This is a genomic window from Mesorhizobium sp. M2A.F.Ca.ET.043.05.1.1, assembly GCF_003952445.1.
Taxonomy (GTDB): domain Bacteria; phylum Pseudomonadota; class Alphaproteobacteria; order Rhizobiales; family Rhizobiaceae; genus Mesorhizobium.
In genome coordinates this window covers 66,336-88,142 of record NZ_CP034446.1, presented here as the reverse complement: position 1 = coordinate 88,142, position 21,807 = coordinate 66,336, and the positions used below count along the sequence as shown (strand labels likewise).

Sequence of the window (21,807 nt, the reverse complement as noted above, 5' to 3'; positions counted from 1 at the left end):
CCAGAATTGGCCCGGCCGAATGCGCGCGGGCAAGGTTTCGGACCGGCAAGAGGTAGGCCCCGCGCTTTGACATTACAATGACGACCAGCTTTTCGGTCGCAGGCCGCTCTAGCTGCCGATATGGCGCTTGCCGCCGCGGGCCTGCGCAAGTTCGACCTGACGGTGACGTTCGGCATAGCGCTCGCGGTCCGCATCGGACCGCGCCTCGAAGCAATGCGGGCATGAAACGCCGATTGCGTATTTCGGCGACAGCCGGTCCTCGACCGTCAGCGGATGCCGGCAGGCGCGGCAGAGCTCCGCCTCGCCCTCGCTCAATCCATGCGAGACGGACACCCGTTCGTCGAAGACGAAACATTCGCCCTGCCAGAGGCTCTCCTCGGCCGGCACGTCTTCCAGATATTTCAGGATGCCGCCCTTGAGATGAAAGACGTTTTTTAGGCCGAGTGACTTTACATAGGCCGTCGCCTTCTCGCAGCGAATGCCGCCGGTGCAGAACATCGCCACCTTGCGGCCTTCAAGCTCTTCACGGTGCTCTTCCACCCAGGCCGGGAACTCGCGGAAGCTGGAGGTCCTCGGGTCGACCGCGCCCTTGAAGGTGCCGAGCGAGACTTCATAGGCGTTGCGCGTGTCGATGACGACGATGTCGGCGTCCGAGATCAGCGCGTTCCAGTCGGCCGGCGCGACATAGGTGCCGGCGCTGGTTGCCGGATCGATATCCTCGACGCCCATGGTGACGATCTCGCGCTTCAGCCGCACCTTCATGCGATGGAACGGCATCTCGGCGGCGCTGCTGTATTTGACGTCCAGCCCGGCAAGGCCTTCGACGGCCTGCAGATGATCCACAAGCGCGGCAATCGCTTCCTCGCTGCCGGCGACGGTGCCGTTGATGCCTTCATGCGCCAGAAGCAGCGTGCCCTTGATGCCGCGCCCGCAACAGAAGGCGGCGAGTGGCGCGCGCAAAGCCTCGTATCCGTCGAGCCGCGCAAATTTGTAAAGCGCGGCGACCTGGATGGGCTGAATTTCCTTGGTTGTCGTCATGGCGATGCCACTAGACTGTGGTCAAAGCGGTTTCAAGGCAAAGGAAGTTCAGGCGACGCACGATCCGCACGCGGCATCGCGACACGCCGGGCTTCGTGGACTTGGACGGACCCTTCTGCTAATCGGTTTAAAACATAGAAACGGAGACCAGCACATGACCAGCAAGACCGAAAAGCTCCTGTCGCTCCTCAACGGTCAGCCGGTCATCCCGGTGCTCAAGATCGCCAATGTCGCCGATGCCGTGCCCCTCGCTCGTGCTTTGTCGCGCGGCGGTTTGCGGGCCATCGAGATCACGCTGCGCACCGCCGACGCGCTGGAAGCGATCCGGCGCGTCGCGGCCGAGGTCGAGGAAGCGATTGTCGGCGCCGGCACCATCCTCGATGCCAGGCAGTTCGACGAAGCGGCCCGCGCCGGCTCGACATTCATCGTCAGCCCCGGCATCACCAGCCAGCTCCTCGACGCCGCCAAGGATAGCCCCGTGCCGCTGCTGCCCGGCGCGATCACGCCCGGCGAGATCATGGCCGCGCGCGAAGCCGGCCTGCGCTTCCTGAAATTCTTCCCGGCCGAGCAATCCGGCGGCATCGCTTCCCTGAAAGCTTTCGCCTCGCCGCTGGCGGACGTGAAATTCTGCCCCACCGGCGGCATAACGGCCAAGAACGCCGCCGACTATCTGAGTCTGCCCAACGTCATCTGCGTCGGCGGCTCCTGGGTGGCGCCCGACGATCTCATCAAGGCCGGCATGTGGGACGAGATCGAAGCGCTGGCGCGCGAGGCGAGCAAGCTCAAGAAGTAGTCAGCGCTTTCACCAGGGCAGCGCGCCGTCCTCATCGAAATAGCCGCCTGTCGGTCCGCCCGGCTCCAGCGTCGCCAGCCGCACGATGATCTCGGCCGCCTGCTGCACCGTGCGGCCGCCTCTGTGCGCGTTGAGGTCCGTCGCGGTGTAGCCGGGAGCGGCTGCATTGACCATCATGCCGTGCGGCGCGAGTTCCCTGGCGAAGGCGAGCGTAATGGCGTTGAGCGCGGTCTTCGAGCTGCCATAGCCCATGACATTGGGCGACTGGCTGTTGCCGGACGCGCGAGCCAGCGATCCGAGATAGCTGCTCACCATGACGATGCGGGCGGCGGGAGATGCCAGGAGCAGCGGCAGGAATGCCCGCGTGACCCGCACCGGCCCGAAGACGTTGACGTCATAGGTGGCTTTCATGTCCGCGATGTCCTCCTGGCTCGGCGTTCGCTGATAGCGGCCGTCCGGGGCCAGCGCCTCGACATAGCCGGGAGCGATGCCGGCATTGTTGACCAGCACGTCCAGGCTGGATATCCGCGCCGCGACTGTCTTGGCCGCGGCCGCCACGCTGTCGTCGCTGGCGACATCGAGCGCGAGCCATTCGACATCCAACCCCTCATCACGCAATGCCTGCGCCGCGGACTCGCCACGATCGGCGTCGCGCGCGCCGAGCCGTACCTTGTAATCCAGTGCCGCCAGCCGCCGGACGGTCTCACGGCCGATGCCCTTGTTGGCGCCGGTCACCAGCGCGTTCTTTCTCGTCGTCATGTCCATGTCTCCTGTTCGGTGACCCAGAGATGACGTGAACCGGCTTGCTTCGCGCGCCAAAAGCTCTCAGCCTCTTGCCTAATCCTCTCAGGTGCGTCTTCGCGTCACCAGGTTCGTGTCTTCGCGGGCGCGTCAGCGCCTCGCTTTGTTGCTTGGCCGCGATGGATCGGCAATGCTGGAACGATGAGTGACATACTGCAGGAATTGATCGCCTTGGCCGGGCGCCATGCACGGGGACGGCGGACGAAGACGGCCATTCCGCGCGTCACCATCGGCCGCAGCGAGCTTCCGACGCCGCCGCTGCCCGAGCTCTGCCAGCCGACCGCGCTTCTGGTCCTGCAGGGGACCAAAACGGTGCTGATCGGTGACCGCACGCTTGCCTACAGCGCCGGCAGCTATTTTGTCTACGCGGTGGAGGCGCCCGCAACCAGCCAGTTGATCGAGGCCAGTAGAGCCTCTCCCTACATGGCTCTCGCCTTCGCCATCGACATCGAGTTGATCGCCGGGCTGCTTATCGATCATAGCGTGGCGATCGACGGCGACAGCTTCGTCACCAACACGGCCGATGATGACCTACTCGACGCCTGGCGACGGATGCTGCGGCTGCTCGATCGGCCGGAAGAAATTCCGGTTCTCGCGCCCATGCTCGAACGGGAGATCGCGTTCAGGCTCTTGCAAGGCCCGCAGGGCGAAAAGCTGCGCCAGCTCGCGCGCGCCGACGGCCGCCTGTCGCAGATCCGCCGCGCCACCGCCTGGATCCGAGCGCATTACAACGAGCCGATCGATGTGACGCAGCTGGCCGAGCTCTCGCATATGAGCAACGCCGCCTTTCATCGCCATTTCAAGGCGGCGACCGCGATGAGCCCCATCCAGTATCAGAAGCAGCTCCGCCTTTTGGAAGCGCGCCATCTGCTGATTGCCCAACCGGGCAGCGCAGCGCAGGTTGCTTTCACCGTCGGCTACGAAAGCGCCTCCCAGTTCAGCCGCGAATATGCGCGCCAGTTCGGGCTGCCTCCGGCGCGTGACGCCGCGCGGCTCCTGGCCAATGGCGAGGCGGCCGCGCTGGAAGTCGACTGAACATAAAGACCCGCCGGCTTGCGCCGACCCCCTCACGGGAAGTTCAAGCCGGTGCAGCTCGGGCAATGCCGGATAACGCCAACCGAGGACTGGTTCCCGCTCATGGATTCGAACCACGATTCACGCCTTCAAAGGGCGCTGTCCTACCATTAGACGAAGCGGGAGGCTGACGGTCTGGACGCGACATGAAAAACAAAAGCCGCGCTTCAAGTCCAACGCGGCTTCTCTTCGGTGTCTCTCAAATGGCTACTTCGTCTGGAAACGGGCGACCGACAGGAACTTGACCGCGTTGCCGCTGAAACGGCTGGCATCTTGCATCTCGCCATTCGCTTGGAAGCCGGCGGTGTACACTTCGCTCGGCGGCGTATGCACGATGTTATAGGCATAGCGCGGAGCCGTCGTCGGGTCGGAAACCGAGGCGATGTTCACGCCGCTGCCCAGCGCCCAGCGCGCGGCCTGCGGCGCTGCCGCCACCACCATGGCCTTCGGTCCCGGCTTGAGGTCGCGAGGCGAAGCTCTGCCTTCCTTGGCCGTCGTCTTCACGCCGGCGCCGATCGCCTTCGTGGGATCGCTGCCTGCCGGAAGGGCGGCGATGGCCTGGCGTGGCGAGGCAGCATCGGCCCCTGACGGGTCGTTGAACGCCGAGCGCGGCTCCGGCTGCGTCAGCGACGCAAGCTGGTATTCGGCGCCGGCGCCGCCGGCCTCGACGGTCGCGTTGGCCTGTTCGAGAACGGCCTTGACCTCATCCTGCTTGCCGGGCTGCGGCCGGACGGTCGGCAGCACGGAGAACGCATCGGTCGCGCTCTTGTCCTGCGAAGCCGTCTCGGCCAGCGCCAGAAGCACGTTCTTGTCCTTCGACGCCAATTCGGCCGGCGTCGAGCGATCGGGGCGCCAAGTCGGAAGCGGGATGTTGTTGACCGCCACTTGCGCTGGATCGGTGCCAGCGGCCTCGGCCGCGCTGGCGGCGCCGAACGGAACCTTGTCAGGCAAGGGCGCCTGCGCCGTCGAAACCGCCTGCTCGGTCGTCGCCGAGGCATCCGCCATGGCGAACGGCACGTTCTGCGGCGTCTGCTGGCCGACATCGACCTTCGGACGCGGCGCGAAGTCGGGCAACGGGATTTCCTTGGGCGGCAGTGCGGCGATGATCGTCTCGGGCGTATCCTGCTGCGGCTGCTGCTGATCATCGGCGCTGTCATCCGCGATCTGCGGGACGTTGGCGCGCTTGGCATCCTTCGGCGAAACGATCGCGATGCCCGGGAGATTGCTGTTGCGGGCCGTCGCGGCGCTCGCGACCTGAACCTGCTTTACAGCTTTCTGCTGAGGCGCCGGAGCGCTTTCGTCGGCCGCGTCATCGGCCTCGTCGGCGCCACCGCCGAACAAGGCGGCAAGCAATCCGCCGGACCGCTTGGTCGAGCCGCCGGCGCTGGCCAGTTCGATGTTCGGGGTGCCGGCGCCCTTGCGCGCCTGATAGGCGGCCAGCGCCTGCTCATAGCCAGGCAGCGGGCGCCCGTCGCTCGGCACATGCAGCGTCTTGCCGTTCGGGAACAGGCTGACCAGTTCCTGGCGGCTGATGCCCGGCCAGTGGCGCACATTGCCGACATCCATATGGACGAAGGGTGAGCCGGAGGTCGGGTAGTAGCCGACGCCGCCGCCCTGCATCTTGAGGCCGATGTTGCGCAGCTTCTTCAGCGGCACGCCGGGAATGTAGAAGTCCATCGCCTTGCCGAGCATGTGCTGGCTTTTCTCGGCGACGCCGCGGCTGCGCGAACGCAGCATCGCGTTGGTCGACGGCGAACGATAGCCGCAGACGACCTGGATGTAGTCGGTCGCGCCGGCTTCGCGATAAGCTTCCCAGACGAGGTCGAGCAGCCGCGGGTCCATCTTCGTCGGCTCGTTGCGGCGCCAGTCGCGCAGGATGATGTTGATCTTGCGCAGGCCTTCCGGATCGTAGCGGCCATTGCGCTTGTAGACGATCTCGGCCTTCTCGTGCGTGTGCAGGTGATAGAGCTTGAGCGTGCGGACCTCAGCCCTGGCGCCCGACATTGCCGCGGACAGAAACCCGACAGCCAAAATCACAAACGTCAGCCACCTCGGCCAGACGCTCATGTGAAAATGCCGCCCGTTTGTGTGTCGTTCGACTTTGTTCAAATCAACTGGCTTTCAGGCTGCCGTTTGTCCCCGGATTTGACCAAACGGATGCGTGGTTTTCACATCCGAATATCGATCCTAATGGTTAATCATCGTTTATTGAAGCCGAAATGCGGTAACACCGTGGCGATATCCCGTCAAAAATGATGCACAGCATTTCGTGGTAAACCGCTGGTTTAGATCAAGAATCCGGCCCCGGCCAGAACACGATCTGTTACCGTTAGCGTTAATGCGTGATCCCGGCAACGCCAACCGCTGAAAACCTTGCGTTTTCACGTCAAAAGCGACAATTTGACTCGGATTTTAGGCGCGCAAGCTGGTTCGACGCTTGCCCCTCAGGAGGCAAGCCGGTCGACGCGACCAGCTTCGGGATCAATGCCATATTCCTTCAACTTGCGGTAGAGGGTCGAACGGCCGATGCCCAAACGGCGCGCGACTTCGCTCATCTGGCCATTATAATGATCGATCGCCAGCTTGATCATCTCGAGCTCCACATCGGCCAGCGCCCGTACATTGCCGCGCTCGTCCAGAGCCCGAAGCGTTCCGAACCGCGGCTGCGGCCGCGCCGGTGACTCGCTGTCGGCAAAGGCGGACCCCATCATCTCGGCAACCGCCTCATCCGCCGGATTGGACGCCCCCTCGACCGTTTCGGCAACGGTGGATGTCGTTTCCGCTCCGAGATTGACCGTACCTTCCACCTGGGCCCGGATTTGCGGGAACTCCTCCTCGGTCAGCACGTCGCCCTCGGCAAGCACCGACGCGCGGAAGACCGCATTCTCCAGTTGGCGGATGTTGCCCGGCCAGTCATAGGCCTGCAGCATCGCAAGCGCTGGCGCCGATATGCCGGCAAGGCGCCGGCGCGGATCGGCCGGCGCGACCTTTTCCATGAAGTGCCGGACGAGATAGGGAATGTCGTCGCGGCGATCACGCAGCGGCGGCACGAAGATCGGATAGACGTTCAGCCGGTAGAACAGGTCCTCGCGGAACTTGCCGTCCTTGACCTGCTGCAGAAGGTTGCGATGCGTGGCCGAGATCAGGCGGATATCGACCCTGACGGTCGAGCGGCCGCCGACCGGATCGACCTCGCCCTCCTGCACGGCGCGCAGCAGCTTGACCTGGACGTCGAGCGGCAGATCGCCGATCTCGTCGAGGAACAGCGTGCCGGAATTCGCCTCGACGAATTTGCCGGTATGCTTCTCGGTGGCGCCCGTGAAGGACCCCTTCTCGTGCCCGAACAGGATCGATTCGACGAGGTTGTCCGGGATGGCGCCGCAATTGACGGTGACGAACGGCTTCGAACGGCGATCGCCGCTGCCCTGGATGGCGCGCGCCACCAGTTCCTTGCCGACGCCGGATTCGCCCTCGATCAGGATCGGGATGTTGGAGGCCGCCGCCTTCTGCCCGAGGCGGATCACCCGGTCCATTGCCGGGCTGCGCGTGATCATGTCCTTGAAGGTGAGATGGCCGCCGCCGCGTCGCCGCGATACGCGCTTCATCTCGTCCTCGACGGCCTCGACCTTGAGCGCATTGGAGATCGCGGTCTGCAGCCTGTCGGGCGATGCCGGCTTGACGACGAAGTCGAAGGCGCCGTGCCGCATCGCCGAAACAACCGTCTCGATGCCCCCCTGGGCCGTCTGTACGATGACGGGAATGTTGATGCCGCGCTCGCGCATCGCCTTCAGCACGCCGATGCCGCCGAGGCCGGGCATGACAAGGTCGAGGATGACGACGGAGACCTCGCGCGCGTTCGGCCCATCGAGCGCGTCGAGGCCGGCCTCGCCGCTATCGGTGACGATCGCTGTGTGCCCAAACTTGGTCAGCGCGGCCTCGACCAGCCTGCGCTGCACCGGATCGTCATCGACTATGAGTATGGAACCTGTCATGACTGTTTGAGTTTTCCGCCCGAGATAATCCCCATGGATCATCTTGGCACAGGGTTCTAAATAAGGTTTCAAAAAACCCGGTGAACGAATTCCTTAGGATTTGACCGGCTTCCTCCTTCCCTCTGATTTGGCACCGATTCAAAGTTCAAAGAAGGTATTGCTGATGCGCATGGAATTTGGTCATCGGCTCGGGGCGCCAGCGTCCGGACACGGCGCGGCGGAGCTTGGCGATCTGCCGGAGTGGAATCTCGCCGATCTCTATTCCGGCATGGAAGCCCCGAGCTGAAGCGCGACATCGCCAAGGCGGCCAGCGACGCCATCGCCTTCGAGACCCGCTGGAAAGGCACGCTCGCCGCGGAAGCCGGGCGCGGCGGCGCCGGCCGGCTGGGCGAGGCGCTGCAAGCCTATGAGGCGCTCGAGGAACTGATCGGCCGCATCGTCTCCTATGCCGGCCTCGTCTATGCCGGCAACACCGCCGATCCGCAGCGCGCCAAGCTCTATGGCGATGTCCAGGAAAAGATGACGGACGCGAGCGCCCATCTTCTGTTCTTCGCGCTCGAGCTCAACCTGATCGACGATGCGGCGATCGAGAGCGCTCTGGCCGCCGACAAGGCCTTCGGCCATTACCGGCCCTGGGTGCTCGACCTCAGGAAGGACAAACCCTACCAGCTCGAAGATCGCGTCGAGCAATTGTTCCACGAAAAGTCGGTCACCGGGCGCGGCGCCTGGAACCGGCTGTTCGACGAGACGATGACCGACCTGCGCTTCGACGTCGACGGCGAGGAGCTGACGCTCGAGCCGGCGCTGAACCGGCTCCAGGATTCGGATGGCGAAGTGCGCCGCCGCGCCTCCGAGGCGCTGGCCGCCACGTTCCGCAAGAACCTGCGCACCTTCACCCTCATAACCAACACCTTGGCCAAGGACAAGGAAATCTCCGACCGGTGGCGCGGCTTCCAGGATATTGCCGACTCGCGCCACCTGGCCAACCGCGTCGAGCGCGACGTGGTCGACGCGCTGGCGGCGGCCGTGCGCGAGGCCTATCCGCGGCTGTCGCACCGCTATTACGCGATGAAGGCGCGCTGGCTTGGCATGGAGGTGATGAACCACTGGGACCGCAACGCGCCGCTGCCGGAGACGCCGAAGGCTGTGATCCGCTGGGACGACGCCAGGGACACGGTGCTCTCCGCCTACCAGCGCTTCTCGCCCGACATGGCCGAAATCGCGCGCGGCTTTTTCGATCGCAGGTGGATCGACGCGCCGGTGCGGCCGGGCAAGTCGCCCGGCGCCTTCGCCCACCCGACAGTGCCGTCGGCGCATCCTTACGTGCTGCTCAACTACATGGGCAAGCCGCGCGACGTGATGACGCTGGCGCACGAGCTCGGCCATGGCGTGCACCAGGTGCTGGCCGCGGGCCAGGGCGCGCTGATGGCCTCGACGCCGCTGACGCTGGCCGAGACAGCCTCCGTCTTCGGCGAAATGCTGACCTTCCGCTCGCTGCTCGAACAGACCAGTGACAGACGCGAGCGCAAGGCCATGCTCGCTCAGAAGGTCGAGGACATGATCAACACGGTCGTGCGCCAGATCGCCTTCTACGAGTTCGAGCGCAAGGTGCATACCGAGCGCAAGAACGGCGAGCTGACCTCGGACCGGTTGGGCGAATTCTGGCTGGAGGTGCAGGCCGAGAGCCTGGGACCGGCGATCAAGCTGCGCGACGGCTATGAGGTCTTCTGGACCTATATCCCGCACTTCATCCATTCGCCCTTCTATGTCTATGCCTATGCCTTCGGCGACTGCCTGGTGAACTCGCTCTACGCCGTTTACCAGAATGCCGAGCGGGGATTTCAGGAGAAGTATTTCGAGATGCTGCGCGCCGGCGGCACCAAGCATCACTCCGAGCTCCTGGCGCCCTTCGGCCTCGACGCCACCGATCCCGCGTTCTGGCAGATCGGCCTTGGCGTGATCGGTTCGCTGATCGACGAGTTGGAAGCGCTGGACAAGTGAACAGCAACGAAGCCTGCATCGGCAGCTATAGTTTAGCAAAGACGCATATTGGCCGGACTCTATTCTTGCCTAAATAGCTGTTCTTGAATAACTCTCCGGCGCATTTTCAACTGGCTTTCGACAAGCCATATGATAGCGTCCGGCCTCAAGCTCAGCCGGACGCATTGCGCAGGCCAGAGATGCCTGCCGCTCCGCTACGGCGAATGCGAAGATGGCCGTCGGTCCGGACAAGACCGAAACGCCGATGGCTCGATTGAAGCCGGCGGTTCCACCGAACACGGAACCTTTGACGATCCTTGGCGGCAAGCGCGCCCTCCCAGCCGCGGCCGACGGATCGGACTGGAGAGGGAAATGAGCACTTTCTTCTACATGCTCCTGGCGTTCGTTGTGGGTATCCTGGTTGGCTGGTTCATCTGGGGCCGCCTGCGCGGCGAGCTCGACAGTCTGCGTGGCGATCTCGACCGCACGCGAAGCGAGCGCGACAGGCTGCGCGCCGACAGCGACCGGCTGAAGGGCGAGCTCGATGCCTGCGGCCGTGCCCGCGGCGATCTCGAAAGCCGGCTGCGTAACGCGCCTGCCGCCAAGGCCGGCGCCGACAAGGCCGCCACGCCGGCGCCGGCGGCGCTGATATCGACACCGGCGAGCGCGACAGCGGCAGCGGCGAAGGCCGCGCCGGCGAAGCCCGCCGCCGCGAAGAAGCCGGCGGCCACGAAAACTGCGGCAGCGAAGCCCGCGGCCAAGGCAGCCGCGCCGAAGAAAGCGGCCGCACCCGCCAAGAAAGCTGCCGCGCCGAAAGCCGCGGCCACCAAAGCCGACAATCTGCGTCGCCTTATCGGCATCGGTCCGGTCAACGAAAGGCTGCTCAAGGGCCAGGGCGTCACCACCTACGCCCAGATCGCCGCCTGGACCGACGCCGACGTCAAGCGCATCGAGGAGGTGCTCAATTTCGACGGCCGCATCGCGCGCGAAAAATGGATCGAGCAGGCAAAACTGCTGGCCACCGGCGACGAGGCTGAGTTCGTCAGGCAGTTTCCGACGGCTGGCACCGCAAGCAACACCTGAGCAGCCCGCCAGTATCGCCAACGGTCGGCCACAGGCGCCCATTTTTTCGTCATCCTATGGCGTAGCGAGGAGCGAAGCGACGAGCGCAGACCATAGGATCCTGTGTGTTGGTTCTGGTGTATGGTTCGAAGTGGGAAGGAGACCGAGTGGATCCTGGTCGTCCTTTCGGACAGGCCGTGGCATGGCCCGGTCCCTTCCCACCGGTGAACCATCAACCTGAACAGTTGCACGGGGCTGTTACAAGCAGACCTCGCACCACAGGAAGAGGCGTGGACATGATAGCCCAGAACTATGTCGGCTGCGACATCTCCAAGCAGTGGCTCGACTTTTTTGATGAGACAAGCGGCCGTCTTCGGCGCATCGACAACCAGGCCGATGCGATCGCGGCTTATGTGGCGGGTCTTGATCCCAGTCGGGACTTCGTCGTCATGGAGGCGACAGGCGTGCATGACCGGCTGCTGCGTCATGCGCTGGCCAAGGCCGGCGTGCCGTTCTCGCGGCACAACCCGGCACACACCCACCACTATTCGAAGTCGACGCGCCGGCGCGCCAAGACCGATCCTCTCGATGCCAGGATGCTGAGCGACTATGGCCGTCGCTATAACCCTGAAGCCGAGCCGGCGCCGCGCGAAGAAGTCGAGCGGCTTCAATCGCTTGCCGGCCACCGCGACCACCTGGTCGAGATGCGGGCAGCGCTGAAGAAGCACCTCGCCGAGGCCTTCGATGAGATCGTCATTGCCGATCTGGAAGAGACGATCTCCTTCCTTGACACGCGCATCAAGGCGTTCGAGAGCCAGATTGCCGAAGTCATTCGTCAAAACCAGGACACCGCTCGCGACCATGCGCTGATGGTCTCCGTGCCCGGTGTCTCCAAGGTCGGCGCGCTCTCGCTGCTGGCGCTCCTGCCCGAGCTCGGCCAGCGCTCACCCAAGGCGATCGCGGCACTGGCCGGCCTTGCCCCGTTCGACAACAAGAGCGGCAAGCTCAACCGCAGGAGCCATATCCAGGGCGGGCGATCACGCGTGCGCCGCGCCCTCTATATGGCTGCCCTCACCGCCATCAGAACCTGTGAGCGCTTCAAGACCTTCTACACCGCACTTGCTGCCCGCTCAGGCTCCAAGAAACTGGCTATCATCGCCGTCGCAAGGAAGCTCTTGGTCGTCCTCAATGCCATCATGCGCGACAAAATCGCCTTCGCATGAACACAGTTGCCATTCCGTGACCTGCAAGCGTTGCGGCGGTGCAAAAAGGTCTTCGTTCTGCACCGCCTTTATTCTTCGCGCGAGGCCACGGAATGGATCCTCGGGTCTACGTGCGCGCTTCGCTCCCGCTCTGCCCGTGGATGACGAAGGTTCGGGCGTTTCCGCCAATCCCTGCAAAATCAGCTAGCGAACAACTTCCTCACCGACCGGACGCCTTTGCGCCGCCCAACGCCGTTCCCTCGATTGCGCGTCCCCGGGCCCCCATATAGACCGGTCGACTGAATTGTCCGCTTCCGAGGCTCATGCCCCTGCCCGCAGCCATATTCCGCAACGACGAGAGCGCGCGTCAGTTGGTGTTCGACCGGCCGCACGAGGTCATTCTCGCGCGCACAGCGGAGGAGTTCGCGCCGGCGCTCGAGCGAGCCCAGGCTGCTACCGACGCCGGCAAATGGCTGGCGGGCTATTTCTCCTACGAAGCCGGCTACCTGCTCGAGCCGAAGCTGGTGCCGCTGCTGCCCAAAGGCCGGCGCGCGCCCTTGATCTGCCTCGGGATCTTCGATGCGCCTGTCGACCAGGCGGTGCCGCAAAGCCTCGGGCCCGCCAGCAACGGCCCGATCTTCGACGCCAGGGCGACGTGGTCCGCCGAGGACTATGCCGGCCGTTTCGCGCGCCTTCACAACCACATCCGCAAGGGGACTGCTACCAGGGCAACCTTACCTTCCCGGTCCATGCGCAGTGGTCCGGCGGTCCGCTTGCTGCCTTCGACGCGCTGACCGAGCGCCAGCCGGTCAAATATGGCGCGCTGATCTCGCTCGGCGATCCGGTCGTTCTGTCGCGCTCGCCGGAACTGTTCTTCGAGATCGATGCCGACGGCATGATCGAGACGCATCCGATGAAGGGCACCGCGCCGCGTGGCGCGACCAAGGCCGAGGATGCCCGGCTGAAAGCCTTCCTGCGCAACGACGAGAAGAACCAGGCCGAGAACCGGATGATCGTCGACCTTTTGCGCAACGACATCTCGCTGATCAGCGAGGTCGGCACGCTGGACGTGCCGGAACTGTTCCGCATCGAGACCTATCCGACGGTGCACCAGATGGTGAGCCGCGTGCGGGCGAAGCTGCTGCCCGACATCGGTATCCGCCAGGTCTTCGCCGCGCTGTTTCCCTGCGGCTCGATCACCGGCGCGCCGAAAATCCGCGCCATGGAAATCCTGCGTGAGTTGGAGGACGCACCGCGTGACGTCTATTGCGGCGCCATCGGCTGGATCGCGCCGGGCGGCAGGATGCGTTTTTCGGTGGCGATCCGCACCATCTCGCTCTTTGCCGACGGCGAGGCCGTCTACAATGTCGGCGGCGGCGTCGTCTTCGATTCCACCGCCGAGGAGGAGTATCGGGAGTGTCTGTTGAAAGCGCGCTTCGCGACGGGAACGGTCCCGGCTTCGAGCTGATCGAGACCATGCGCTGGGAGCCGGGTTCAGGCTTCCTGCGCTTCGAGCGCCATCTCGCCAGGCTTTATGCGTCCGCCGCCGAGCTCGGCTTCGCCTGCGATCCCGAACGGATCGGCGAAGTGCTGTCGAACACCGTCGACGGACACGGGATTGCCTTGCGCGTGCGCCTTGCCTTGCAGCACAATGGCGAAGCGACGGCTGCCGCTCAAGCCTATGAACCGCTGCCCGTGGGCAAGGTCTGGCGGCTGCAGTTGGCGCGGATCCGTCTCGATTCCACCAACACGATGCTGCGCCACAAGACCAGCCTGCGTCAGGTCTACACGCATGCCCGCGCGGAATATCTTGCCACGCGCGCCGACGAAGTGCTTTTAACCAACGAGCGCGGCGAGATCTGCGAGGGCACGATCACCAATCTCTTCGCCGATTTCGGCAACGGTCCGCTCGCCACGCCCCGCCTCGACTGCGGCCTTTTGCCTGGAATATTGCGCGGCGAGCTTCTGGACGAAGGCCGCGCCGTGGAAGCGATCTACAGCTTCGACGATCTGAAGGCGGCGAAGGCGATCTTCGTCGGCAACTCGCTGCGCGGGCTGATCCCGGCGCAGCTTGGCTGACCGGGCTGGAGACATAAACTGGATAACAATCAAACAGGCATGAACGTCCGCCACCCGACCCATACGCCCTATGACGGGTCCTCGAAGCTCTTCAGCATCGGGCTGAAGCCGCTCGATTTCGACCGCTGGATCGAGGTCGACGAGTTCCTGCTGCCCCATCTCGCCGAAAAGCAGCGGCTCTACGCGGAAATCCCGGAAAAGGTCTTTGTCGAGGAAGACGGCACCCGTGACGCTCAGCGCGAAGTGCTCGACCTGCTCGTCGCCCATCTCGAAGCCGCGCATCCCGTAACCCACCGCCGTAACGGAGCCGGTGTCGAGCCGGCCGGGTTCGAGGGTATAACCGACCGGCTGCCTCCTGCCTTGCGCGACGCGCCGTTCGCGAAGGCCTCGCTGCTCGTCCAGGAAGACCTGATCCTGATGCGCCGCGACGAGCGGGGCTGGCGGCTAGCCGCCGGCTCGCTGTGCTTTCCTTCATCCTGGTCGCTGCGGGAGAAATTCGGCAAGCCGCTGCAGCAGATCCACGAACCGGTGCCCGGCTTCGGACCCGGCACGCGGCCGGCCGAGCTCATCAACCGCATGTTCGACGGACTGCAGGGCCAGGCGGTCGAGCGCTTCAACTGGTCGATCCAAGCCGATGACAGGCTCTATCATCCGCTCTCCAATGTCGAGCGCATCGACCGCGCCACCAACCGCCCGAGCCGCTTCCCCGACGGCGACGTCAACGCCCATGCCTTCATACGCGTCGAACGCCAGACGCTGCGCAAGTTGCCAGTGTCGCGCGACATCCTCTTCACCATCCGCATCCATCTCGACCCGCTCAAAGTGCTCGCTGACCATCCGGACCGGGCGACATTGGCGGCCTCCTTCGCGGAGCAGCTCCTGGCCCTCGACCAGCAACAGCTCGACTACAAGGGCCTGACCGCCGACCGCGACCGGCTGGTTGCACTCCTCGGCCGCATGGCCGGATCGGCTTAACCACACGCCCAGAACGGCCTAGCCGGCGGTTGGCGCTTTTCGCTGGTTTATGACAATGATCTGTGGTGTAGCGCTTGGCCTTCGGGCCAAGGCGCCCGGTTTTGCGCGTGTTTGAAGGAGTGTGCGAAAAAATGGCGAATGAAAACTGGCCCGTTTACGGTGAAATCACCGGTCCCGTCGTGATGATCGGCTTCGGCTCGATCGGGCGGGGAACGCTGCCGCTGATCGAACGCCATTTCAAGTTCGACAAGTCGCGCATGACGGTCATCGACCCTCTCGACACCGACCGCAAGCTGCTCGACGAGCGCGGCATCGCCTTCATGCAGGACGCTGTGACCGAGAAGAATTACAAGAAGCTGCTGACGCCGCTTCTGACCAATGGCGGCGGTCAGGGCTTTTGCGTCAACCTGTCGGTCGACACCGGCTCGGTGGACCTGATGAAATTGTGCCGCAAGCTCGGCGTGCTCTACATCGACACCGTCGTCGAGCCGTGGCTCGGCTTCTATTTCGACGCCGAGGCCGACAATGCCAGCCGCTCCAACTACGCGCTGCGCGAGGCGATGATCAAGGAAAAGCAGGACAAGCCCGGTGGCCCGACGGCGGTCTCCACCTGTGGCGCCAATCCCGGCATGGTCTCGTGGTTCGTCAAGAAGGCGCTGGTCAACCTCGCCACCGATCTCGGGCTCGAGTTTTCGGAGCCCGCGCAGGAAGATCGCGAGGGCTGGGCCAGGCTGATGAGGAAGGCCGGCGTCAAGGGTATCCACATCGCCGAGCGCGACACCCAGCGCACCAAGAAGCCAAAGCCGATGAATGTGTTCTGGAACACCTGGTCGGTCGAAGGCTTCATCTCGGAAGGCCTGCAGCCGGCCGAGCTTGGCTGGGGCACGCACGAAAACTGGATGCCGAAGAACGGCAAGAAACACAAGCACGGCTCAAAGGCGGCAATCTATCTGGAGCAGCCCGGCGCCAACACGCGCGTGCGCAGCTGGTGCCCGACGCCGGGCGCGCAATACGGCCTCTTGGTGACCCATAACGAGTCGATCTCGATCGCCGACTTCTTCACCGTGCGTTCGAAGAAGGGCAAGGTCCAATACCGCCCGACCTGCCATTACGCCTACCATCCCTGCAACGACGCCTTGCTGTCGCTGGACGAGATGTTCGGCGCGGCCGGCAAGCCTCAGCGGGTCCACCACGTGCTCGACGAGAACGAGCTGGTCGACGGCGTCGACGAGCTCGGCGTGCTGCTCTACGGCCACGACAAGAACGCCTACTGGTATGGCTCGCAGTTGTCGCTGGCCGAGGCGCGCAAGCTCGCCCCCTACCAGAACGCCACCGGCCTGCAGGTCACCTCGGCGGTGCTCGCCGGCATGGTCTGGGCGCTTGAGAACCCGGCGGCCGGCATCGTGGAAGCCGACGAGATGGACTACCGGCGCTGCCTCGAAGTGCAGTCGCCTTATCTCGGGCCGGTCAGGGGCTACTATACCGACTGGACTCCTCTGGACAATCGCCCGGGCCTCTTCCCGGAAGACCTGGACAAGGATGACCCGTGGCAGTTCCGCAACATTCTGGTCCGATAGCGCCGGGACCGACCGGTGGCAGCGCCTTGCAATCGCCCGGAAATCGGGCGATTGAAGGGAGCGGACTGAGGAGAGGATTTTCAAGAATGACCATTGCGCGCAAACTGCTTTCGGCAGGCGCCGCGGCAAGCCTGCTGGCTGCGGCCGCCTGCACAACCACCGGCCCATCGGAACCACCGGGCGCAGCCGCGCCCAAGGGCGTCGAGGGCAATTGGATCGACGCCAAGGGCACCGGCCTGTCGACCTTCGCGGCCGGCAGCTTCACCACTGTCGCCACCGACACCGGCCAGAAGCTGTCGGAAGGCAGCTACACCATGACCGGACCGACCTCGGTCGAGATCCACGGCACCTCGCTGATCCGCCAGACGCCGGTCAGTTTCAACTGCCTGATGGTCTCAATCAGCCAGCTCAACTGCACCAGCGCCAGCGGCCAGAATTTCGTGCTGACGCGTCGGGCCTGAGGCTAGCAGACATCCATCAAAAGGACGGCGGCGCGAGCCGCCGTCCTTTTTGTGCCGGCAAACATCTCCCCGATTTGTGCTTGCATCGGCCGGGACCCGATGTGAACATGCCCCGAGGCCGACTGTTATTTTCCAGTCAAGCGAAGGCGTTAAGCACCGTTGAGGTCAGCTTATCCGGGAGACGCAGATGAAGAAGATTGCCGCCATCCTAGCCCTTTCCGCTTCGACGCTTGGCCTGTCGGCCGGCGTGTCCTTTGCCGACTACACGCTGAACATCCTGCATTTCAACGACTGGCACAGCCGCATCGAGGGCAACAACAAATACGAGTCGACCTGTTCCGCCGAAGAGGAGACCAAGGGCGAATGCATCGGCGGCGCCGGCCGGCTGATCACGGCGATCGCGCAGGAGCGCAAGAAGCTCGAAGGGCAGAACCTGCTCTTGCTCAATGCCGGCGACAGTTTCCAGGGATCGCTGTTCTACACCACCTACAAGGGCGCCGTGGAAGAGGAATTCCTCAACCAGATCAAGCCCGACGCGGTGACGCTCGGCAACCACGAATTCGACGACGGCGAGACAGCACTTGTGCCTTACCTCGACAAGGCGAAGTTCCCGATCGTCAGTGCCAACGTGCTGCCCAACGACAAGTCCGGCGCGTCGGGCAAGATCAAGCCGTCGATCGTGGTCGAGGTCGGCGGCCAGAAGATCGGCATCATCGGCGCCGTCACCAACGACACGCCGGAACTCGCCTCGCCCGGCCCGAACATTGCCATCGCCGACGACGTCAAATCGATCACGGCCGAGGTCGAGAAGCTCAAGGCGCAGGGCATCAACAAGATCATCGCGGTCACCCATATCGGCTACAGGCGCGAGCGCGACGTGATCGCCAAGATACCGGGGATCGACGTGGTGGTCGGCGGCCACAGCCACACGCTTCTGTCCAACACCGACCCGAAGGCCGAAGGCCCCTACCCGACCATGGTCGACAACCCCGACGGCTCCAAGGTGCCGGTGGTGCAGGCGGCGTCCTATTCGAAATATCTCGGCGAGTTCAAGGTCGTGTTCGACGACAATGGCAACGTCAAGGAAGTCAGCGGCGCCCCGATCTATCTCGACAAATCGATCACGCCAGATGCCGCTGTCCTTGCCCGCATCAAGGAGCTCGGCGCGCCGATCGAGGCGCTGAAGAACAAGGAGGTGGCCGAGACCACCAAGGCGATCGACGGCAGCCGCGAGAATTGCCGCGCGCGCGAATGCGAGATGGGCAATCTCGTCTCCGACGCCATTCTCGACCGTACCAAGGGTCAGGGCGTCGAGATCGTCATCTCGAACGGTGGCGGCCTGCGCGCCTCGATCGACCAGGGCACGGTGACGATGGGCGAGGTGCTGACCGTGCTGCCGTTCCAGAACACGCTGGCGACCTTCAAGATTTCGGGCAAGGACCTGGTCGCTGGCCTCGAAAGCGGCCTCAGCCAGGTCGAGGACGGCGCCGGCCGCTTCCCGCAAGTCGCAGGGCTGAAATATTCCTTCGACAAGTCGGTCGCGCCCAATGCCGGCCGCGTCAAATCGGTCGAAGTGATGGAGAACGGCGCCTGGGCGCCGATCAATCCCGACAAGCAATATCTGGTCGCCACCAACAACTATGTCCGCCAGGGCGGCGACGGCTACAAGGTCTTCGCCGAGAAGGCCAAGGACGCCTATGACTACGGTCCCGGCCTGGAGCAGGTCGTGGCCGACTATCTCGGCGCGCATCGGCCCTACACGCCCAAGCTCGACGGACGCATCACCGAGATCGCGGCAACGACGGCGGCGGCTGAGCCGGCCAAGCCCGCGGAGCCGGCAAAGCCTGCCGAGACCGCTCCGGCGAACGCTGAGCCTGCCATGCCGGCTATGCCTTCCGGCTCCAGCGACATTGCCGGCACACCTCCGGCCGTTCCGGCTGAAACCGCTCCGGCGGCTCCCGCCGAGACCGCGAAGCCCGCTGAAACGGCGCCGGCCGCGGAACCGTCAAAGCCGGCCGAGACCGCCCCGGCGACCCCTGCTCCCGCCGCCGAGCCGGCCAAACCCGCTGAAACCAAGCCGGCGGAAACCAGCCACACCGTCGCGGCCGGCGATACCTATTGGGAGCTGGCCAGGAAAGCCTATGGCGACGCCACCAAATGGAAGCTCATCTCCGAGGCCAACAAGGACTTCAAGCCGCGTCGCCTGCCGCTTGGCGCGACGCTGACCATTCCGCCGGCGGCGAAGTAAGCGGCAGCCCGGAATTCATGGCACCCGCCCGGGCAAACCGGGCGGGTGTTCCTTTTCCGGTGCCAAACACGGTAAGGTGCGGCCAGACGCAGCATTGAAAACCGGCGGGGCATCGCTAAAAGCATGTCTCCCGAAAGTGGGAACCGGTTTCGGGATAAAGACATGCGTAAAATCAAAGACCTAAAGCGCATGGAGCGAATCCGAAGGATCGCGACGCGCTTTAGTTTCCGCGGCGCTACCGGAGACCGTTGATGACGCTTGCCAGCCCCACCGATGTCAAGACCGCGAGGAGCGCTGGTCCGCTGCCTGCCGGCCACCCGGCGGTGAAGCAGGGCAAGGTTGGCGTCATGCTGATCAATCTCGGCACACCCGACGGAATCGAGTTCGGCCCGATGTGGCGGTATCTCAGGGAATTCCTCTCCGACCCGCGCGTCATCGAGCTCAACAAGGCGATCTGGTATCCGATCCTTTACGGCCTGGTTTTGACGACCCGGCCGAAAAAGTCCGGCGCCAACTATGCCCGAATCTGGAACCGGGAGAAGAACGAGTCGCCGCTGCGCACCTTCACTCGCTCCCAGGCAGAGAAGCTCGCCAGTGCCCTCGCCGATCAGTCGAACATCGTGGTCGATTGGGCGATGCGCTACGGCAATCCTTCGACGGCAAGCGTCGTGCAAAAACTGGTCGAGCAGGGTTGCGACCGTATCCTGTCCTTCCCGGTATATCCGCAATACTCAGCAACCACGACGGCAACCGCCAACGACCAGCTGTTCCGCGCGCTGATGAAGATCAGAAACGCTCCGGCGATCCGCAGCGTGCCGCCCTACTACGATGAACCGGTCTACATCGAGGCTCTCGCTCACTCGATAGAGCGGCATCTCGAGGGGTTGGACTTCGAGCCCGAGGTCGTTATCGCGTCCTATCACGGCATCCCGAAGCCGTATTTCGAGAAGGGCGACCCCTACCATTGTCACTGCCTCAAGACGACGCGCCTGCTGCGGGAAAGGCTCGGCTGGGACGAGAAGAAGCTCATCACCACCTTCCAGTCGCGCTTCGGCGCGCAGGAATGGCTACAGCCCTACACCGATGTCACGGTCGAGAAGCTGGCCAAGGACGGCGTGAAATCGATCGCCGTCGTCAATCCGGGCTTTTCCGTCGACTGCATCGAGACGCTGGACGAGATCGGCCGTGAAGCGGCCGAAACCTTCCATCACGCCGGCGGCAGGAACTTCGCCCATATCCCCTGTCTCAATGACAGCGCCGAGGGCATGGCGGTCATCGAGGCGCTGGTCCGGCGCGAGCTTTCCGGTTGGGTGTGACCGGCTTCACCGACAGGCTGGAAACCGGTGCGCAAAACCCGCCGCTAACCGATATCAGAGCATGATGCCGAAAAGTGTGAGCGGTTTTCGGACCACATCATGCTCTTTCTATTGACCCAGAGCCGGATGATTCAGGTCGATCCGGCCTGAAATCATCCGGCTCTGGCGATCACCTGATTGTAACGCTACGGAAACACACTTAAGTGATTCCGTGAGGTCGCCGCCTTTGAGGGAGAAGCGAAATGGGCTTTAGCGGTTTCGATATTGCCATCATTGTTCTTGTTTTCCTGGTCATCATTCTGCTTTTCAAGGGCATCAGGACGGTGCCGCAAGGCTACAACTACACGGTGGAGCGCTTCGGCCGTTACACCAAGACGCTGACCCCCGGCCTCAACATCATCAACCCCATCTTCGAGCGCGTCGGCGCCAAGATGAACATGATGGAGCAGGTGCTCGACGTCCCGACGCAGGAGATCATCACCCGCGACAATGCCATCGTCGGGGTCGACGGCGTCGCCTTCTACCAGGTGCTGAACGCCGCCCAGGCCGCTTACCAGGTGGCTGGGCTGCAGAACGCTATCCTCAACCTCACCATGACCAACATCCGCACCGTCATGGGCTCGATGGACCTCGACGAATTGCTCTCCAATCGCGACGCGATCAACGAGCGCCTCCTGCGCGTCGTGGACGAGGCGGCGCACCCGTGGGGCATCAAGATCACCCGCGTCGAGATCAAGGACATCAACCCGCCGGCCAATCTCGTGGAATCGATGGGCCGCCAGATGATGGCCGAGCGCGACAAGCGCGCCCAGATCCTGGCCGCCGAAGGCCTCAAGCAATCGCAGATCCTCGAAGCCGAGGGCCGCAGGGAAGCCGCTTTCCGCGACGCCGAGGCGCGCGAGCGCTCGGCCGAGGCCGAGGCCAAGGCGACGCAGGTCGTGTCGGAGGCCATAGCCAAGGGCGACGTGCAGGCGATCAACTACTTCGTCGCGCAGAAATACACCGAGGCCTTGGCCAAGATCGGCTCGTCGAGCAACAACAAGATCGTGCTGATGCCTTTCGAGGCCTCGTCGCTGATCGGCTCGCTCGGTGGCATCGGCGAGATCGCCCGCGAAGTCTTCAAGGGCGACGGCCCGTCGGGCGCGCCGCGCCAGGGTTCGCGCCCGCCGATCGTGCGGCAGAGTGACAGCTGATCATCTAACTCTGTGG

The 21,807-nt window shown here is 64.1% G+C and carries 15 protein-coding genes, 1 tRNA gene and 2 pseudogenes; 13 read left to right on the top strand and 5 right to left on the bottom strand.

From position 1 onward, the window contains the following. Positions 1-108: 108 nt before the first annotated feature. Positions 109-1,038 (bottom strand): rhodanese-related sulfurtransferase, encoded by a 930-nt coding sequence (locus tag EJ069_RS00385; RefSeq protein WP_126059577.1) that lies wholly within the window; start codon positions 1,036-1,038, stop codon positions 109-111. 154 nt (positions 1,039-1,192) lie between these two features. On the opposite strand from EJ069_RS00385, the gene EJ069_RS00380 reads away from it, so the two are divergent. Continuing rightward, entirely contained in the window at positions 1,193-1,831 is a 639-nt protein-coding gene (locus tag EJ069_RS00380) for a 2-dehydro-3-deoxy-phosphogluconate aldolase (RefSeq protein WP_126059576.1), read from the top strand. 9 nt (positions 1,832-1,840) lie between these two features. On the opposite strand, the gene EJ069_RS00375 is transcribed toward EJ069_RS00380, so the two are convergent. Continuing rightward, entirely contained in the window at positions 1,841-2,590 is a 750-nt protein-coding gene (locus EJ069_RS00375; protein WP_126059575.1) for an SDR family NAD(P)-dependent oxidoreductase, read from the bottom strand. Between the two features lie 183 nt (positions 2,591-2,773). On the opposite strand from EJ069_RS00375, the gene EJ069_RS00370 reads away from it, so the two are divergent. Next, positions 2,774-3,667 (top strand): AraC family transcriptional regulator, encoded by an 894-nt coding sequence (locus EJ069_RS00370; protein WP_126059574.1) that lies wholly within the window; start codon positions 2,774-2,776, stop codon positions 3,665-3,667. Positions 3,668-3,757: 90 nt separating this feature from the next. Here the strand turns inward: EJ069_RS00370 and EJ069_RS00365 are convergent. From EJ069_RS00365 to EJ069_RS00355, 3 genes are all read right to left on the bottom strand, one after another. Beyond that, a tRNA-Gln gene (locus EJ069_RS00365) sits at positions 3,758-3,831 on the bottom strand. An 82-nt stretch (positions 3,832-3,913) separates the two neighbouring features. After that, the gene (locus EJ069_RS00360; protein ID WP_126059573.1) at positions 3,914-5,773 is read right to left on the bottom strand and encodes a DUF882 domain-containing protein; all 1,860 of its coding nucleotides are present in this window, start codon (positions 5,771-5,773) and stop codon (positions 3,914-3,916) included. Positions 5,774-6,150: 377 nt separating this feature from the next. Next, positions 6,151-7,698, bottom strand: a complete 1,548-nt coding sequence (locus tag EJ069_RS00355; RefSeq protein ID WP_126059572.1) for a sigma-54 dependent transcriptional regulator — start codon at positions 7,696-7,698, stop codon at positions 6,151-6,153. Between the two features lie 163 nt (positions 7,699-7,861). Here EJ069_RS00355 and EJ069_RS00350 point away from each other — a divergent pair. The 11 genes and pseudogenes from EJ069_RS00350 to EJ069_RS00300 all read left to right on the top strand — a co-directional run bounded on the left by EJ069_RS00350 (position 7,862) and on the right by EJ069_RS00300 (position 21,791). Continuing rightward, positions 7,862-9,699: pseudogene (locus EJ069_RS00350) on the top strand (M3 family oligoendopeptidase). Positions 9,700-10,050: 351 nt separating this feature from the next. After that, positions 10,051-10,761, top strand: a complete 711-nt coding sequence (locus EJ069_RS00345) for a proton-conducting membrane transporter (protein WP_126059571.1) — start codon at positions 10,051-10,053, stop codon at positions 10,759-10,761. A 275-nt stretch (positions 10,762-11,036) separates the two neighbouring features. Continuing rightward, entirely contained in the window at positions 11,037-11,963 is a 927-nt protein-coding gene (locus tag EJ069_RS00340; protein WP_126059570.1) for a transposase, read from the top strand. 302 nt (positions 11,964-12,265) lie between these two features. After that, a pseudogene (locus EJ069_RS00335) lies at positions 12,266-13,410 on the top strand (aminodeoxychorismate synthase component I). Beyond that, complete coding sequence (locus tag EJ069_RS00330; RefSeq protein WP_126059569.1) at positions 13,359-14,021, top strand: aminotransferase class IV family protein; 663 nt, start codon at positions 13,359-13,361, stop codon at positions 14,019-14,021. The pseudogene EJ069_RS00335 and the gene EJ069_RS00330 overlap by 52 nt, the downstream one beginning before the upstream one ends. Before the next feature lie 39 nt (positions 14,022-14,060). Continuing rightward, a complete protein-coding gene (locus EJ069_RS00325; RefSeq protein WP_126059568.1) occupies positions 14,061-14,996 on the top strand; it encodes a DUF3445 domain-containing protein in 936 nt (311 codons plus the stop codon). A gap of 131 nt (positions 14,997-15,127) precedes the next feature. Beyond that, the gene (locus EJ069_RS00320; RefSeq protein WP_126059567.1) at positions 15,128-16,573 is read left to right on the top strand and encodes a homospermidine synthase; all 1,446 of its coding nucleotides are present in this window, start codon (positions 15,128-15,130) and stop codon (positions 16,571-16,573) included. An 86-nt stretch (positions 16,574-16,659) separates the two neighbouring features. Further along, positions 16,660-17,034: a hypothetical protein gene (locus EJ069_RS00315; RefSeq protein WP_126059566.1), complete on the top strand. Its 375-nt coding sequence runs from the start codon at positions 16,660-16,662 to the stop codon at positions 17,032-17,034. A gap of 187 nt (positions 17,035-17,221) precedes the next feature. Then, positions 17,222-19,282: a bifunctional UDP-sugar hydrolase/5'-nucleotidase gene (locus tag EJ069_RS00310; RefSeq protein ID WP_126059565.1), complete on the top strand. Its 2,061-nt coding sequence runs from the start codon at positions 17,222-17,224 to the stop codon at positions 19,280-19,282. Positions 19,283-19,533: 251 nt separating this feature from the next. Beyond that, the gene (hemH, locus tag EJ069_RS00305; protein ID WP_126059564.1) at positions 19,534-20,598 is read left to right on the top strand and encodes a ferrochelatase; all 1,065 of its coding nucleotides are present in this window, start codon (positions 19,534-19,536) and stop codon (positions 20,596-20,598) included. A gap of 242 nt (positions 20,599-20,840) precedes the next feature. Then, complete coding sequence (locus EJ069_RS00300) at positions 20,841-21,791, top strand: SPFH domain-containing protein (protein WP_126059563.1); 951 nt, start codon at positions 20,841-20,843, stop codon at positions 21,789-21,791. Positions 21,792-21,807: the final 16 nt, after the last annotated feature.

Bases quoted from the DNA above. Each gene is read 5' to 3' on its own strand.
- EJ069_RS00325 (WP_126059568.1), top strand. From the start codon at position 14,061: ATGAACGTCCGCCACCCGACCCATACGCCCTATGACGGGTCCTCGAAG.
- EJ069_RS00360 (WP_126059573.1), bottom strand. From the start codon at position 5,773: ATGAGCGTCTGGCCGAGGTGGCTGACGTTTGTGATTTTGGCTGTCGGG.
- hemH (WP_126059564.1), top strand. From the start codon at position 19,534: ATGACGCTTGCCAGCCCCACCGATGTCAAGACCGCGAGGAGCGCTGGT.
- EJ069_RS00315 (WP_126059566.1), top strand. From the start codon at position 16,660: ATGACCATTGCGCGCAAACTGCTTTCGGCAGGCGCCGCGGCAAGCCTG.
- EJ069_RS00375 (WP_126059575.1), bottom strand. From the start codon at position 2,590: ATGACGACGAGAAAGAACGCGCTGGTGACCGGCGCCAACAAGGGCATC.
- EJ069_RS00310 (WP_126059565.1), top strand. From the start codon at position 17,222: ATGAAGAAGATTGCCGCCATCCTAGCCCTTTCCGCTTCGACGCTTGGC.
- EJ069_RS00300 (WP_126059563.1), top strand. From the start codon at position 20,841: ATGGGCTTTAGCGGTTTCGATATTGCCATCATTGTTCTTGTTTTCCTG.
- EJ069_RS00355 (WP_126059572.1), bottom strand. From the start codon at position 7,698: ATGACAGGTTCCATACTCATAGTCGATGACGATCCGGTGCAGCGCAGG.
- EJ069_RS00320 (WP_126059567.1), top strand. From the start codon at position 15,128: ATGGCGAATGAAAACTGGCCCGTTTACGGTGAAATCACCGGTCCCGTC.
- EJ069_RS00380 (WP_126059576.1), top strand. From the start codon at position 1,193: ATGACCAGCAAGACCGAAAAGCTCCTGTCGCTCCTCAACGGTCAGCCG.
- EJ069_RS00370 (WP_126059574.1), top strand. From the start codon at position 2,774: ATGAGTGACATACTGCAGGAATTGATCGCCTTGGCCGGGCGCCATGCA.
- EJ069_RS00345 (WP_126059571.1), top strand. From the start codon at position 10,051: ATGAGCACTTTCTTCTACATGCTCCTGGCGTTCGTTGTGGGTATCCTG.
- EJ069_RS00340 (WP_126059570.1), top strand. From the start codon at position 11,037: ATGATAGCCCAGAACTATGTCGGCTGCGACATCTCCAAGCAGTGGCTC.
- EJ069_RS00385 (WP_126059577.1), bottom strand. From the start codon at position 1,038: ATGACGACAACCAAGGAAATTCAGCCCATCCAGGTCGCCGCGCTTTAC.